Annotated in this window: 10 protein-coding genes; all 10 read right to left on the bottom strand. The window is 35.0% G+C overall.

Going from position 1 to position 14,748, the window contains the following annotated elements:
• Positions 1 to 42: 42 nt before the first annotated feature.
• On the bottom strand, positions 43 to 654 hold the full coding sequence (locus ACFILL_RS05325; RefSeq protein WP_273791265.1) for an invasion associated locus B family protein: 612 nt from the start codon (positions 652 to 654) through the stop codon (positions 43 to 45).
• Positions 655 to 2,307: 1,653 nt separating this feature from the next.
• Positions 2,308 to 3,147, bottom strand: coding sequence for a hypothetical protein (locus ACFILL_RS05320; RefSeq protein WP_375643437.1), 840 nt, complete (start codon positions 3,145 to 3,147; stop codon positions 2,308 to 2,310).
• 265 nt (positions 3,148 to 3,412) lie between these two features.
• Positions 3,413 to 6,913 carry a transcription-repair coupling factor gene (gene mfd / locus ACFILL_RS05315; RefSeq protein ID WP_375643438.1) on the bottom strand — a complete coding sequence of 1,167 codons (3,501 nt, stop codon included), beginning with the start codon at positions 6,911 to 6,913 and terminating at the stop codon, positions 3,413 to 3,415.
• A 5-nt stretch (positions 6,914 to 6,918) separates the two neighbouring features.
• The gene (locus tag ACFILL_RS05310; protein ID WP_273791268.1) at positions 6,919 to 7,206 is read right to left on the bottom strand and encodes a succinate dehydrogenase assembly factor 2; all 288 of its coding nucleotides are present in this window, start codon (positions 7,204 to 7,206) and stop codon (positions 6,919 to 6,921) included.
• Between the two features lie 65 nt (positions 7,207 to 7,271).
• Positions 7,272 to 7,952, bottom strand: coding sequence for an ABC transporter ATP-binding protein (locus ACFILL_RS05305; RefSeq protein ID WP_273791269.1), 681 nt, complete (start codon positions 7,950 to 7,952; stop codon positions 7,272 to 7,274).
• Complete coding sequence (locus tag ACFILL_RS05300; RefSeq protein WP_273791270.1) at positions 7,952 to 9,220, bottom strand: lipoprotein-releasing ABC transporter permease subunit; 1,269 nt, start codon at positions 9,218 to 9,220, stop codon at positions 7,952 to 7,954. The genes ACFILL_RS05305 and ACFILL_RS05300 overlap by 1 nt, the downstream gene beginning before the upstream one ends.
• An 11-nt stretch (positions 9,221 to 9,231) precedes the next feature.
• On the bottom strand, positions 9,232 to 10,557 hold the full coding sequence (gene proS, locus ACFILL_RS05295; RefSeq protein WP_375643439.1) for a proline--tRNA ligase: 1,326 nt from the start codon (positions 10,555 to 10,557) through the stop codon (positions 9,232 to 9,234).
• A gap of 202 nt (positions 10,558 to 10,759) precedes the next feature.
• On the bottom strand, positions 10,760 to 12,436 hold the full coding sequence (locus tag ACFILL_RS05290) for a ribonuclease J (RefSeq protein WP_273791272.1): 1,677 nt from the start codon (positions 12,434 to 12,436) through the stop codon (positions 10,760 to 10,762).
• Between the two features lie 45 nt (positions 12,437 to 12,481).
• Positions 12,482 to 13,291, bottom strand: coding sequence for a biotin--[acetyl-CoA-carboxylase] ligase (locus ACFILL_RS05285; RefSeq protein ID WP_375631153.1), 810 nt, complete (start codon positions 13,289 to 13,291; stop codon positions 12,482 to 12,484).
• Complete coding sequence (nuoN, locus tag ACFILL_RS05280; RefSeq protein ID WP_375637640.1) at positions 13,291 to 14,745, bottom strand: NADH-quinone oxidoreductase subunit NuoN; 1,455 nt, start codon at positions 14,743 to 14,745, stop codon at positions 13,291 to 13,293. Before nuoN ends, ACFILL_RS05285 begins: the two co-directional genes overlap by 1 nt.
• Between the last annotated feature and the right edge of the window lie 3 nt (positions 14,746 to 14,748).

Genomic DNA, 14,748 nt, shown 5'->3' with positions numbered 1-14,748 from the left:
AATTATAGAAAACGTTTCAACCAATTCTATAGTGTGGGTTTATTACTTTTGTTTTGCTTTTTCTTGCTCAGCCCGCATACGCTCTTCAATTTCTTTTTGCTTTGATTGAATGGCTTGCTGCAGCTTTATTTGTTCTTGTTGGAAATCTTTTTCCTCCATACCAGGACCGGTATAGGCTGCTGTAAACCCATTAAGAGAAAATTCAATAGGATTAGCTGAACCACGAAAATTAACTGTGGTTACAACCATTTTTGTTCCACTTTTCATAGCTGCTATAAGCTTATCATCTAAGACATCATTAGCAATACAACTTGGTCCATTACAAATAATATAAGGAATTTTTTTAGAGAACTCGTCACCGATTTTAATGTGAACACCTTCTGGCAAAAAACGCCCAGTAGGTACTTGAATACCTATACGTTTTTCATTTTGCTTCCCTTTTATTTCAACAAGATTAAAAGCCGTTAAAGGTTGTCCCGTATTCGATAATACAGTATTCATTGTATTACAAATATCAACATCATGCTGCTTACTGCAAACTTTGTACCAACCTTGTGATAAAGTTTGCGCATTTGCAGAAATACCAGCTATAAGAAAAAGGGCAGCGGCTCCAACTAATACTGAAACAGCAGAATAAACATTTTTATGCGACATGATTAAGTTAATCCTTTCAACGCGCTCTTAAGTAACTTTAAAAAAAATATTAAATGTAATTCCAACTTAAATTTATTAAATTATAATGAAATAACAATTAATTTTACTATTTTTACTTCAATATAAAAAAAAAAGTCAAATTTAGAGAAAAAATACGATGAGCCATTCTATTTTTATACACCCATATAATTCCCCTCTTCATCACATTGGTATTTGATATAATCTATCTATAAAATACCTCTGTGCATTTAAACTAAGATTACACAAACGAATCAATATTGCAATATTAATTAAAATAAAGTCTAATACTACTCTAAAAAACTTACTAATTAAACTTTTTACATTTATTACTCTTCATGTTAAGCTTATAGAGCCTTAGCAACAGGTTGTTGCAATGCATGAAGCTCCAAAATATCAGATAAATTTTACTGTTTTCCTTATGTGCCTCGTGTGATACACAAAAACAAAATCATCTACGATATTATTGAAACATTGAATGAATTAAAACCACTGATTGTCTAAAATTTCTGCATAATTGTAAGAGAACTTTTTGCTAATGAACAATCTTCTGCCCTTGTTTACAAAACAATGGTGATACGCTTTTGTAATAAAAATTTTATATTCTATAGCGTTTAAATAAAAAGTTTAGTTTAAAAATACGTTACTAAAGAAGTGCTTTTTTCTTAATTAAACAACACATTTTCTTAGAGAGAAAATCTATAACTGCTGAAAATATTTTATTTATAATAAACTTTCTTAAAATATAATAACATATTAATTTATAATAATAATTTATCTTTTTTCTATTTCTATATTGTATGAAAGATCTTAATAGCGCAAACCTCTCTTATATTGAATCAATAAAATTTATCCACTTGTACATCACAAGCGGAGTTAGTTTTATAGATAAAACTACTGAACAAAGGCCCCCCTATGAATCATCTCACGTGCCTAAAGCCATAATAAATTTATGCTCATATATTATACATCTATTATTGCATATCTGTACAAATATCATCTCTCAGCTTTATAACGTGAATAAAAAATGTAGCTTTTATCAATTTATTTTAAGTTATTTCTCAAATAAAAGAAGCTTCTAAAATGATAAATTCTTTTCAGCTTTCACAACATCAAAGATATAAATCGTTAATGATTTAAGTTTTAAGAAAAAATGAATTCAAAATATCATTTTGTTTTCCTATATAACAAACTTAGAGCTATAAAAAATCTCTCTTATCGTATTAATGAAACAAGATTTATGATATGAGATGTATCGTCATTAAAATAATTAATCAGATAAAAATAAAAAACTACAAGCACAAAAAATTATGCATAAAAAGAAAACATAAAAAAATATATGAGTTTATTATTTAATATATATATATATTAAGTCTTATATGATAAGAATAACAGATAATATATTATGTGTATAAGATTACTTTATTATAAATAATAATTAAAAACAAAAAATTAAAATATATTTTAACTATTATTTAGTATATTATCTTAATTTCTCTGTATTTGTATAAGTAAATTTTTAATTGGATATTCTCATAGCATTATTTTTTATGAATTTTCTAAACTATAATGTTACGAAAAATTAAGTATTTTTCTATTTTGAATATAATTCAACATAAATCAAATAAATAATTTTTAATTGAATAATTCTTCAACATGAAAACGCATACGATCTATAATATTCTTTTTCTTGTTTGGAAGCATTATATTATGTACTTCTTTAATGGTATTACAAAGCTTAGGTGCACTTTTTACAAACCAATTATCTTCTGTAAGACTATTTTTTATATCGTCAAATATTTGTTTTTCATAACTATAAGAGCCATCTGTTAGTAATTCTTTAATATCCCTGACTAAACTAGGACTTATTGAATTATTTGCGCCTTTAGCCCAACTAAAATCTTTATCTTTCCAATCAAAATCTTTGCGCAAAATAGCACCTATATCACTTTGCAATATATCCGCTAACGTATTGCAAGCAATAATAAACATGAGATAATTTTTCATTATCTCATCATCACCTCCACTTTTCTCATTCATTCCCCATTCATTAAACGTTTGAGTTTTTTTTAAATAGTCTTTTGCTTTAATCAACTTTTCTTCATACTCCCCTACTTCATACTCTCTCGCTATATGTATTTTAGAGATAATTTTTTGTTTTTTTTCAGCTAGATCCTGTAATTTCGAACCAAGATTATAATATTCATCCTTCAGAGTTTTCAGTTTTTTATATAACTTATTCCGTTCCTGTAAACGCTCATAGTATTCTGCTTTAGAAATATTTTTTTCCCAAATATCCAAATGAGATATACTTTCTTCAATAAATTGTATGCTCTCTTTAATATTCTTTCTTTTGTTTTTTAAATGTTGGTATTGTTCATCAGAAGATAACTCAGCATAAGCGTTTTTTACGCCATATATTAAAGTGAGTAATAAAAAAACTATCGTTAGCAACTTTTGTAATGAAGAAAGCATGTTATCTTTACCTAAATTTTTTCTTTCTAAAAAATTTACAGGAGCTTATTAGCTTATTATATTGAAAGTGCTATTTAATGCGGTCCAACCGTCTAATCTATTTTCTTCATTATATCAATACGTATATAATAAAAACCAAATAAATATATAAAGGGTTCTTTATTATAAACTTAAATTTTATTCTTATACAAAATCAATAACTGTTTGTTTTTATAGAATGATTTTATAAAAATGAGTAACAGTTCTGAAACAATAAAGAAATTTTTTAAACAGAATGTTGTTCTGCCATTTCGACAAGCTGTGTCATAATATTCGCTGCTCCAACAAGCCTTTCATCCGCTGAGGACCAATCACGAATAAGAGCAATACTTTGATCTGGTCGAATTTTTGCCATTGAACCTTGTTTTCCCACCCACTGAACAAGAGCAACACTATTTGCAAAATAGTTATTACGAAACTGTATGACAATCCCCTTTGGTCCAACATCTAATTTTTCTACATGTGCTTTTCGACACAATGTTTTAATATGAAAGACTTTAAGAAGATGTTGAACCTCAAGGGGCAAAGGACCAAAGCGATCAATTAACTCCGCTGCAAATTCATCAATTTGTTCTAAACCATCAAGTTCTGTTAAACGACGATAAAGTCCCATACGTAATGATAAGTCAGGCACGAAACTTTCTGGTATCATCACTGTTGTACCAAGAGAAATTTGAGGTGACCATTGCTTATCTTCATTTAGCTCTCCATCTTTTAATTCAGCAACAGCTTCTTCAAGCATTTTTTGATAGAGTTCAAATCCAACTTCTTTGATATGCCCCGATTGCTCTTCACCTAAAAAATTTCCTGAACCGCGGATATCCATGTCATGGCTTGCCAATTGAAAACCGGCCCCTAAGGTGTCAAGAGATTGTAACACTTTAAGACGACGATCAGCAGCAGTTGTTAAAACTTTACCAGCAGGAAATGTAAAGAGAGCATACGCACGTTGTTTTGAACGTCCTACCCTACCACGTAACTGATAAAGGGCAGAAAGACCAAACATCTCAGCACGATGCACAATTAGGGTATTGGCTGTTGGAATATCAAGACCTGATTCAATAATGGTTGTTGATAGCAGCACATCATATTGTCCATCATAAAATGCATTCATGATATCATCAAGTTGTCCAGCCGGCATTTGTCCATGAGCCACAACGAATTTCAGTTCTGGCACATATGTTTTGAGATATTCTTCTACAAAAGCCAGATCAGAAATACGAGGACAAACATAGAAACTTTGTCCACCACGATAATATTCTCGAAGCAGGGTCTCTCGTATAACAAGTGCATCAAAGGGTGAAATAAAAGTACGAACCGCCATTCTATCAATGGGAGGGGTTGTTATCAATGAAAGTTCACGTACACCCGATAAAGCTAACCCTAAAGTGCGTGGTATGGGAGTTGCTGAAAGTGTGAGAACATGAATATCACTTTTAAGCTCTTTTAAACGCTCTTTGTGTTTGACACCAAAATGCTGTTCCTCATCAATGATAAGAAGGCCTAACCGTAAAAAATTAACTGCACCACTTAATAATGCATGGGTTCCAATGACAATATCGATTGTACCATCTGAAACACCTTTTTTTACTCGTGCAAGTTCTTTCGCTTTTACAAGCCTCGAAGCATGTCCAATTTTAACCGGTAATCCTTGAAAACGCGAAATAAATGTTTTGTAATGTTGACGTGAAAGCAAAGTTGTCGGTACAACAACAGCAACCTGATATCCATTTAATGCTGCAACAAAAGCACTTCGAATAGCTACTTCAGTTTTTCCAAAACCAACATCACCGCATATCAAGCGATCCATCGGCTTACCTGAGGCTAGATCGTCCAAAACAGCATCAATTGCATTCATTTGATCTTCCGTTTCTTCATAGGGAAAGCAAGCAACAAACTCATCAAATGGTCCAATTGGTGGAAGTAAAGCAGGCGCAGCACGAGTCATACGCTCTGCAGCTATACGGATTAATTGCCCTGCCATTTCCAATAAATGTTTTTTAAGCCGAGCTTTACGTGCTTGCCAAGCAACACCTCCTAATTTATCTAAAGTTACCTCTGTTCCTTCTGAGCCATAACGTGAGAGAAGCTCAATATTTTCAACAGGTAAAAAGAGTAAATCACCTCCAGCATATCTAATTTCAAGGCAGTCTCGTAAAATTCCAGTGGTTCTGATGGTTTTAAGACCAACAAATTGGCCAATACCGTGGTCGATATGCACAATAATATCACCAGAATTTAAAGCAGAAATTTCAGAAATAAAATTTGTATTATTCTTACGCCGCTTTGGCGATCTTATAAAACGATCGCCAAGGATATCTTGCTCTGCTATAATAGCTAAATCTTCAGCCACAAAACCATGTTCTATCATGATAACAGCTGCTAATATGCGATCTCGAGGTGTTGCTTTGACTGTTTGCAAAGATTTTGCAACATCTATTTTTTTCAATCCATGCTCATCGAGAACTTGTAACAAACGATTGAGAGATCCTTCACTCCAACACGCTAAAAGCACTTTTTTACCAGCAGCGCGTAAAGATGCGATATGATCAATAACACTTGAAAAAACATTTTTTTCCTGCGCATTACGCTCTTTTACAAAATCATATCCTTGTTTAACATTGGTGTGAATAACAGTTTGTTCCAAACTTTGTGGAACATTAAAAGGCGAAAAATCAATACGCTGTGAAGATTGTTGCACATCTTCCAAAACACGCTTTGGCGTTAAATAGAAAAGACTAGGATCTATTGGATGATAAGAAGTAGAATTTTTTTCATCATTTTCGCGCTCTTTGCGCGCGTTATAATAGTCTTCAATAAGACGATAGCGCTCAATGAAGACTTCTTCTATGAGATGCTCAAAAACTATCGGTAAGTTGCCACAATGGTCAAAAAAGCTATCAAGGTTTTCATAAAAAAATGGAAGCCAATGTTCCATACCGGCAAAACGCCGACCTTGAGAAATTGCTTCATAAAGCATGTTATTTTTTTGTGATACACCAAATGTACGGGTATAATTGCTTTTAAAACGACTGATGCGTTCTGGTGTAAGAACAACCTCACTCATTGCCTGTAATAAAAGTTCAGTTTTTTGGCCTGTTGTCCTTTGACTTTCTGGATCAAATACGCGGATACTTTCTAGGGTATCTCCAAAAAAATCAAGACGTAAAGGTTCAACATCCATCGGAGAAAAGATATCAAGTATTCCTCCTCTTACAGCAAACTCACCAACATCACGGACAACCGTAACGCGTTCAAAACCATTGGTTTCTAGAAATTGAATAAGATTTCCCATGTTATTGCGCTGGCCAACACGTGCGTGAATAAGCTGAGCTTCTATCATTTCACGAGGAGGTAGCTTTTGCATAATCGCATTTGCTGTTGTTAATATAATTGCAGGATGTGGATCTTTACGTAAATTTGCTATGTGTGCCAATGCTGATAGTCGACGAGCCATAACAGCAATTCCTGGTGACACACGATCATACGGCAAACAATCCCATGCAGGAAATTGAAGTACGGGTAAATTGGGCTCAATAAAATTTAAAACTTGTTGTAAATGCACAATTTTTGTTCCGTCACGGACAACATAGAGGAGCGGTTTACCTTGTGCAATTTCTGAACTTAATTTAGCAAGCGCAAAGGCTTCAAATCCATCAGTAACGCCATCTAAAATCATACGAACAGAATTATTTTTGGGAATAACAATTTTTTTAAATATAGGCATCGGGATTAATAACTTAAGCAAGTACGATAATTGGCAATATCACGAAAAAGTGGACTATCAACCTCAGAGGGGGGCAAAATTTCTCCAGTAATCCATGTCAGTAAATCACGATCATCAAAAGACATAATATACTCAAGCTCAGAGAGCGTTCTATCATTCATCCCAGTAATATGAGCATCGACATAATGTCCAAAAATGAGATCCATTTCACGAATACCGCGATGCCATGCACGAAAAATCAATCGACGACGACGAGCATCTAATTGATTTTTGTCAACGACAAAAACTGTCATAAAAAATCTCCTTGAATAAAGTAATATAAACTATTCAATTAGTCGTATAAAATTTGTACCTTGCTTTAAGGAAGTTCTATAATCTTTTGTTCTTTAAGTGTAATTCGACGATGCATTTGCTTAGCCAAAGCGTAATTATGTGTTGCAATAAGAGCAGAAAGACCAGACTGACGAACAAGGATAGATAAAGCTTGAAAGACATAAGCTGAAGTTACTGGATCAAGATTTCCTGTAGGTTCATCAGCCAAAAGAACCGAAGGGCCATTTGCTACTGCACGTGCAATAGCAACACGTTGTTGTTCTCCTCCCGATAACTCTGAGGGACGATGGTTCGCACGATGAGAAACACGCAGATACGTCAATAATTTGCGCGCACGATCTTCTGCTATAGATTTTTTTAATCCTGCTATCATTTGCGGTATCATGACATTTTCTAACGCCGTAAACTCTGGAAGTAAATGATGAAATTGATAAACAAAACCAATATCATTCCGTCTTATAGCTGTTCGCTCACTATCAGAGCGCTTTGCACAAGAAACACCCCGTAACATCACATCACCAGCTGTTGGTTTTTCTAATAATCCAGCAATATGAAGAAGTGTTGATTTTCCAGCACCAGATGGTGCAACAAGTGCGACAAGCTCTCCACGATTAAGAATAAAATTCGCTTTATCTAAAACAATGAGCGGCTTATGGCTCTCGAAAAAGTGTCTTTCAATCTCTACAAGCTCTAAAATAGCTGTCATTATTCATACCTCAAAGCTTGTACGGGGTCTAGCTTAGCAGCACGCCATGCCGGAATGAGAGCAGCAAGAAACGACAAGAATAAAGCCATCATAGCAACCAAGATGGTCTGTTTCCACTCAATTTGTGCAGGCAATTTTGTTAAAAAATAAAGTTGAGGATTAAAAACGTCGACATTAAATAACCAAGATATAAAATCTTGGATATGATTAATATTCGCGGTCGCGATAACACCTAAAACTAAACCCAATATAGTTCCAATAAAACCAATCATCATTCCTGTAATGATAAATATACGCAAAATCGCACTCTGTTGAGCCCCCATCGTGCGTAAAATTGCAATATCATGACTTTTATCTTTTACAAGCATAATCAGCCCTGAAATAATATTTAAAGCAGCAACAAGAACGATCAGAGAAAGAATGAAAAACATAACATTTCGTTCAATCTGTAAGGCTGAAAAAAAAGCCTGATTGCGTGTACGCCAATCAATTAAATAGACCTGTTGTTCAACTGCTTTTTCTACAACAGGTTTTATTTGATCAACAGCATCAGGATCATTTAGAAATAATTCCAAAGACTGAACCTTATCTCCCAAATTAAAAAACATTTGTGCTTCATGGAGAGGCATAAAGATAAATATTGAATCATATTCAGACATACCAACTTCAAAAATAGCAACGACTTTATAAGCTTTCACACGTGGGGTAACGCCAAAAGGAGTCTCATCACCATCTGGAGTAATAATACGAATATCTCTTCCAACTGTCAGTCCTAATTTTTCTGCTAAGCCACTTCCAATTGCAACACCTTCTTCTTGATCAAACCGAGAAATCGATCCTAATTTAATGTTTTGAGAGACTGTTTTAAGCTTTTCTAGATCTTGTTTGCGCATACCACGAACTAACGCGCCAGAGCCACCTTGAACTTCACCTTGAACAAGCGCTTGACCTTCAATAACAGGTAAAGCAAACTTCACACCATTTGTAGTTTCTAAAGAAGAAATAAGAGTCTTATAATCAGAAAAACCAGAATCAACTGTTTGAATAATAAGATGCCCATTCATACCAAGAATACGATTGAGAAGTTCTGTACGAAAGCCATTCATCACCGCCATAACAACAACCAGAGCAAATACGCCCAACATAATCCCAATAAGAGAAATAATTGAAATAACAGATGCAACGACATGTTTTTTATTGGGAATCATATAACGAAAAGCGATCATCCACTCATAAGATGAAAAGCATTTGTTTTTCAGCCTCTTCATAACATTTCCTATTAAATTATAGAAAGTTGGCTGAGCACATCTTCAACCTTTAGAGATTTTTTTATTCCTGTTTTTCGATCTTTAATTTCAACTTCATTTTGTGCAATGCTGTTAGGGCCAACAATGACTTGCGTTGGCAAACCAATCAAATCCATTGTTGCAAATTTTGATCCAGGACGTTCATTTCTATCATCTAATAACGGATCAAAACCAACCTCCTTTAATCCCTGATAGAGAAACTCACATACCTGTGTGCATTTTTCATCATCGGGTTTCATATTGATAATCCCAAAATCAAACGGTGCCATCGACTTTGGCCAAATAATACCATTTTCATCATGAGAAGCTTCAATAGCGGCCGCAACAAGACGCGAAGGCCCAATACCATAAGATCCCATAGAGACCACATGCTCTTTTCCATCTTGTCCCATAACTTTTGCTCCCATTGGAGCAGAATATTTAGTACCAAAGTGGAAAATATGACCTACTTCAATACCACGCGCTGAAAGACGATTATGATCAGAAACTTTAGCCCACTCCTCTTCATTATGCATTTCTTCCGTTGCTGCATAACAAGATGTCCATTGCTTAACAATATCATCTAAAACAGCTTTATCACTAAAATCGATTGAACTATCTGGAACGGTAAGTTCAAGAAATTGTTTATCACAGAAGATAGCACTCTCTCCTGTTTCAGCCAAAATGATAAATTCATGACTGAGTTCCCCCCCTATTGGACCTGTATCTGCACGCATAGGAATTGCTTTTAATCCCAGGCGAGAAAAAGTGCGTAAATAAGCAACAAACATACGATTATAAGATGTTTTAGAGCCTTCATAATCAAGATCAAAAGAATAAGCATCTTTCATTAAAAATTCTCGTGCTCGCATCACACCAAAACGTGGACGAATTTCATCACGAAATTTCCATTGAATATGATATAAATTCAGCGGAAGATCTTTATAAGAACGAACATAAGAGCGAAAAATATCTGTTACCATCTCTTCATTGGTTGGACCATAAAGTAAATCACGCTTTTGACGATCTTTAATGCGGAGCATTTCCAAACCATAATCATCGTAACGACCGCTTTCACGCCAAAGATCAGCAGACTGAATTGTAGGCATCAATATTTCTATTGCACCCGCACGTTCTTGCTCTTCACGAATAATTTTACAAACTTTATCAAGCACTTTTTTTCCCAAAGGAAGCCAAGAATAAATCCCTGATGTTTGTTGTCGAATCATTCCAGCGCGCAACATGAAGCGATGAGAAACAATTTCTGCTTCTTTAGGATTCTCTTTTAAAAGTGGAAGGAAATATTGAGAAAGACGCATTGAAATAATTAACTCCTAATCAGATCTATCATATCGGAACAATTTATCACACCCTCTATTCATCTATAGCCGCATTCTGAATACTTGCAAATATAACGATCTTATCATTTAAAAATTTATTGTGCTTTATTCTCTATTTTTCTTATTTAGCAATAAAATAAAAATGCTCTTCTCTTTTTAAATAACGTAATATGAAAGTTCTTTATTTTGACCGATGTAAAAAAACTGTACAGATAGGTTTTTTTTGCCAAATTTCATGAACAGCCGCTCTCACTGCACGTCGTGTTGCCTCTCGAATAAGTTCATTATTTTTCTGTTTCATGCGTGGGATATTATAAACTGTATTTTCTACGATATCTAAAAGAATATCTTTTAAACTTTTCCCCTTTCCATTACTTTCAGGTAACCCTAATATTGTTAGACCTATATCCCCTAATAATTCATGCTTACTATTTATATGGAGAGAAATAGTAACATGACCAGCATAACTTAGTTTGCGGCGCTCACGAATCCCTAATTCATCTTCATCTCCAATTAAGCAACCATCCTTATAGATGCGGCCAACAGGAACTTGATCAATAACTTCTACAGGCTTTGGTGCAAGACGTAAAATATGTCCATTTCTGATATCCGTAACAGTTTTAATACCTGCTTGACGTGCTAAAGTTGCCTGAGCCTTAAGATGCATTGCTTCCCCATGTACAGGGACAAGTATTTGTGGCTTTATCCAATCATACATCTGTAAAAGTTCTGAACGACGTGGATGACCTGAAACATGAACAAGCGCATCTTCATTCGTAATAATTTCAATACCCAAATCAATGAAACGATTTTGTACCTCAATAATCGCTTTTTCGTTTCCTGGAATACTTCGTGATGAATAAATAACGGTATCACCAGCGGAAAGTGCAATATTTTTCATTCCATCACGTGACAGTTTAGCCAAAGCTGCACATGGCTCACCTTGGCTCCCAGTGACAATTAAAACAAGATCTTTTCGCGAGATATAGCCATAATCATCTTCCGTTACAAATGGCGCTAAACCATTCATATAACCAAGCTCTTGTGCAACCATAATACTTCGCTTAAGGGAACGCCCAATGACAAGCACCTTACGTCCAGCAGCTTCAGCTGCAAGAGCAATAGAACGTATCCGACCAATATTAGAAGAAAAAGTTGCTATCGCAACGCGCCCTTCAGCTTTGGAAATAATCTCAGAAAGACTGGCTTGAACTTGCTGCTCTGATGGAGATATACCATCCCGACATGCATTTGTGGAATCACAAAGTAATGCTAAAACACCTTTTTTGCCTAAAGCACGAAATCTTTTTTCATCGGTTACAGCCCCGAGTGAAGGGGTATGATCAATTTTCCAATCACCAGTATGAATCACAGTCCCCAAAGAGGTTGTAATTGCTAAAGATACAGATTCTGGTATTGAATGGTTAACGGCTATAGCCTCTACAGCAAAGGAACCTACCTGAAAACAATCACCAGCTTGAAAAATATTGAGTAAAATTTTTTGAGATTCAAAATCTAATTGTTTTTTAGTTTCCAATAATCCTGCCGTAAAAGGCGTACAGTAAATTGGCACTTGTAACTTTGGACATAAATCAAGAACGGCCCCATAATGATCTTCATGTGCATGTGTTAAAACAAGACCCCGTATATTATGTTTTTCACTTTCTAGAAAACGAATATCAGGCAAAACAAGATCGACACCTGGTAATTCAGAACCAGCAAAACTAACCCCCATATCAACCAGCAGCCATTCACGAAGACTTTGGGGACCAAATCCGTAAGCAGCTAAATTCATCCCTATCTCACCTACACCTCCCAGAGGTAAAAAAACAAATTCATTCTTATTGGCTGCAACCATAAACATCTCCCAAATCATTAAGGTATCTGATGGTAAAATAATTTTTCAATAACGACCTGCATTAATAGAATCAGCGGAACCAAAATGAACATCTCCAGCTGTTATAATGGCTGTCTGACCGTCTTTTTGCTTTATGATGCAGTTAAAATCACTATCAAGACCATCAAAAATACCCTCAATGACTTTTTCATCATTCACCACTTTGACATGTTTTCCAAGGTGAGCGGAATATAAAAGCCATTTTTTTCGGATTATTTCACATCCTTTTGGTTGTTTCCAAAGAAGGTAATTTTTAGAAAAACACTCCGTCAAAACCGTAAATAATTGTTCTGCATCAATATGCAAACCGATATTCTTTAAGCTTGAAGTGGAATAAGGTGCATCTTCATAATTATATTTCACATTTATTCCAATACCAATAACCAAGGCATATTGTTGTGATGACAATTTTAAAATCTCAAGCAAAACTCCAGAGCTTTTTTCTCCTTTGAGCAAAATATCGTTTGGCCATTTTAAGCTCACAATATTGTTTGTCTGCTTTTCCTCTTTTATCAATTGTTTTATTGCCTCTGCCACACTTACTCCAGCAACAAAGCCAAGTTGAGCCGCAGTTTGATGAACAATATCATCAATTAATAAAAGACTAGAATAAAGGTTCCCTTTTGGACTAGACCAAGTCCTCCCTCTTCTTGCTCTTCCCTGTGATTGTTCTTGTGCAACAATCCAAAGATTACCTTGATGACCAGTTTTCGCTTTTCGTTGCGCAATGAGATTTGTTGAATCAACACTATCGTACGCTTCAACAGTATATCCCTGTTTTTGTGCAAAATCTGATAAAGTATAAACCATATTCATTAAAACAATGCTGTTGCTGCTTTTTCTGCTAGCTCAGCGAACCAAACTCCAAAAAGCGCGTAAAATAAAATAAAGAATACAGAAAGACTAAGACAAAACTGAAGCTCATTCGATAAAGCAACAAAATGCGCTTTTGCATCATCAAACCACATAATTTTAATGACTCTCAAATAGTAAAAAGCCCCAACGACAGACGCTATCATCCCCACGACAGCAAGTGGAGTAAGTCCAGCGTGGACAGCCGCAGAAAATGTATACCACTTTCCAAAAAAACCAGCCATAGGAGGTATGCTTGCTAAAGAAAAAAGCTGTATTGTCATCACAACAGCCATAAAAGGATTCGTCTTTGCTAACCCTGAAAGATCATAAATATTTTCAACATTGCCATTCTGAGAGCGCATTCCAAGAATAAAGGCAAATGAACCAATCGTCATTCCAAGATAAATCGTCATATAAAGAATAACACTTTTTACTCCTAGCATATCTCCAGCAGATAAACCAACAAGTGCATAGCCCATATGACTGATCGACGAATAAGCCATTAAGCGCTTAATATTATTTTGACCAATTGCAGCAAAAGCACCCAGTATCATTGATGCAATCGCCATGAACACCAAAATTTGTTGCCATGCAGGCATCACGTTATCAACACGCCCTAGGGGAATAAAGGTCGTCACAATAATACGGATGATTAAAGCCATTGCAGCAACTTTAGGGGCACCAGCAAAAAATGCTGTAATCGGTGTGGGCGCTCCTTCATAAACATCAGGTGTCCACATATGAAATGGAACAGCAGAAATTTTGAAAGCCAAACCAGCTAAAATAAAGACAATTCCAAAAATGACCCCCAATTGTACATTCTTACCTTTTAAAGCAAGAGCAATTTCGTGAAAACCAATTTGACCGGTAAAACCATAAAGTAAAGAAATACCATAAAGAAGCAACCCTGAAGATAATGCTCCTAAAACAAAGTATTTTATACCGGCTTCAGAAGATTTCACATTATTACGATTAATCGCTGCTAAAACATATAAAGCTAAAGATTGCAATTCTAACCCCATATAAAGCGACAGCATATTACCCGCTGAAATCATAAACATCATTCCAAGGGTTGCTAAAAGAACAAGCACTGGAAACTCAAATATATTAAACTTTTGTGCATTGGCAAAACCAACAGACATGATAAGAGAAAAGAGTGCACCAATAAGCATTAAAATTTTCATATAACGACTAAAGGAATCGATAACGAGCGCATTGGTTTGAAATGAACCATTTTTCGGAAAAACTATAAGAATAATAATGGTTGCCACAAGAAGTGCCATGGCTAAACCTGTCACTGTTAAAGAAGCACGTGTATTGGAATAAACACCAATCATAAGTAGCACGACAGCTCCTAATGCAATTAAAAGCTCTGGAAGAATTAAGACTAATTGCGCTATTATTTCAGTTTGCATGTG

The sequence above is a fragment of the Bartonella sp. AP20NXHL genome, from assembly GCF_042196165.1.
Classification (GTDB): Bacteria; Pseudomonadota; Alphaproteobacteria; order Rhizobiales; family Rhizobiaceae; genus Bartonella.
Note: the sequence above shows the minus strand (reverse complement) of the source record. Positions and strands in the feature narration are given on the sequence as shown.

Excerpts from the sequence above, each read along its gene's own strand:
- ACFILL_RS05325 (WP_273791265.1), bottom strand. The coding sequence starts at position 654 with ATGTCGCATAAAAATGTTTATTCTGCTGTTTCAGTATTAGTTGGAGCC.
- ACFILL_RS05320 (WP_375643437.1), bottom strand. The coding sequence starts at position 3,147 with ATGCTTTCTTCATTACAAAAGTTGCTAACGATAGTTTTTTTATTACTC.
- mfd (WP_375643438.1), bottom strand. The coding sequence starts at position 6,913 with ATGCCTATATTTAAAAAAATTGTTATTCCCAAAAATAATTCTGTTCGT.
- ACFILL_RS05310 (WP_273791268.1), bottom strand. The coding sequence starts at position 7,206 with ATGACAGTTTTTGTCGTTGACAAAAATCAATTAGATGCTCGTCGTCGT.
- ACFILL_RS05305 (WP_273791269.1), bottom strand. The coding sequence starts at position 7,952 with ATGACAGCTATTTTAGAGCTTGTAGAGATTGAAAGACACTTTTTCGAG.
- ACFILL_RS05300 (WP_273791270.1), bottom strand. The coding sequence starts at position 9,220 with ATGAAGAGGCTGAAAAACAAATGCTTTTCATCTTATGAGTGGATGATC.
- proS (WP_375643439.1), bottom strand. The coding sequence starts at position 10,557 with ATGCGTCTTTCTCAATATTTCCTTCCACTTTTAAAAGAGAATCCTAAA.
- ACFILL_RS05290 (WP_273791272.1), bottom strand. The coding sequence starts at position 12,436 with ATGGTTGCAGCCAATAAGAATGAATTTGTTTTTTTACCTCTGGGAGGT.
- ACFILL_RS05285 (WP_375631153.1), bottom strand. The coding sequence starts at position 13,291 with ATGAATATGGTTTATACTTTATCAGATTTTGCACAAAAACAGGGATAT.
- nuoN (WP_375637640.1), bottom strand. The coding sequence starts at position 14,745 with ATGCAAACTGAAATAATAGCGCAATTAGTCTTAATTCTTCCAGAGCTT.